At 48.4% G+C, this 1,505-nt stretch carries 1 protein-coding gene; it reads right to left on the bottom strand.

The features are described from left to right. A partial coding sequence (locus QT996_RS28435) for an amino acid adenylation domain-containing protein (protein WP_333050849.1) occupies nt 1-1,505 on the bottom strand: 1,505 nt, incomplete at both ends.

The raw sequence follows: 1,505 nt of genomic DNA, 5'->3' as shown, positions 1-1,505 counted from the left end.
AGTGCTGCTTCAATTTCTCCGAGTTCGATCCGAAAACCGCGCACCTTTACTTGGTCATCTATCCGACCGAGGTATTCAATATTACCATCGGGCAGATAGCGAACCTGATCTCCAGTTTTATAAAGGCGTTCAGTGGGAGAGTCATTAAAAGGGTTGCGAATGAACCGCTCAGTGGTCAACTCAGGACGGTTGAGATACCCCCGTGCCAAACCAGCACCACCGATGTGTAACTCTCCCGGAACGCCAATAGGAACAGGCTGTCCGTTCTGATCTAAGATGTAGGTGCAGACATTCCCCAGAGAACGACCGATCGGCAACTCCTTCAATGTCGTGTCCGCTACCGATAAATCATATATCGTGGCCCCCACAGTGGCTTCTGTCGGGCCGTAATTATTCACCAGACGAACTCGCTCTCCCACACACTCAAGCCAAGTTTTCAGTCGTTCAGGCAGTGCTTTTTCTCCGCCAATGATTATTAAGCGCAAGGATGGGGGTAATAGCACCGTTTCTTGAGTCAAGAAAGCGGTCAGTTCGTGCCAGTAGGCTGTTGGCAAAGCCATTACAGTGATTTCCCAATTCTTGCACTTTTGCAAAAACCCCTCAACGGAGTCCAGCATTGTATCGGTACGCAAGACAAGCGTGGCACCCGATGTCAAACTGGTATAGATTTCTTCAGCGCTAACATCAAAACTAATTGAGGAGAACTGTAAAATGCGATCGCACTCGTCTATTTCATATTCAGCACTCGCAACCGTTGTGTAATTGACTAGCGATTCATGTTGGATTAAAACGCCTTTGGGTTTTCCTGTAGACCCTGATGTGTAGATAACATAAGCCAAATTTTTTGGCTTCACTGGGATGGAAGGGTTTTCTTTGCTGTCAACAGCAAGTTCTCCCCAGTTCGAGTCCAAGCAGACAACACACGCAGAGTGTTGGGGAAGTTTCTCGACTAGCTTCTCTTGGGTGAGCAGAACTGGAACCGACGAATCTTCTAGCATGAAAGCCAAGCGCTCAGACGGATAGTTAGGGTCTAGCGGAACGTAAGCACCGCCAGCTTTGAGGATGCCCAACAAACCGATTATCATCTCCAGAGAGCGCTCTACACAAATCCCTACCAGCACTTCTGACCCCACGCCCAGCGAGCGCAGATAATTTGCCAGTTGATTGGCTTTGGCATTCAACTCTCGATAGGTGAGTTGTTTTTCTGCAAACACCACTGCTACGGCATCGGGTGTCCGTTCCACCTGTTCTTCAAACAACTGATGGATGCACTTCTCTTGGGGATAGTCTTTAGCAGTGTTGTTCCACTCTACTAATAGCTGCTGTCGCTCTCCTGGTGTCAGTAGAGGCAATTCTGAAATCGCCTGTTTGGAATTGGCGACGATTCCTTCCAACAAGGTCTGGAAATGTTCCGCCATCCGAACGATGGTAGTCTCATCAAACAGATCCGAGTTGTATTCCCATTCTGCTACCAATCCATCAGCCGTATTCTCCATTGATAGGGT

Source organism: Microcoleus sp. S13C4, from assembly GCF_036700865.1.
In the GTDB taxonomy this organism is placed as follows: domain Bacteria; phylum Cyanobacteriota; class Cyanobacteriia; order Cyanobacteriales; family Microcoleaceae; genus Microcoleus.
This window is presented reverse-complemented; position numbering and strand designations above follow the sequence as displayed.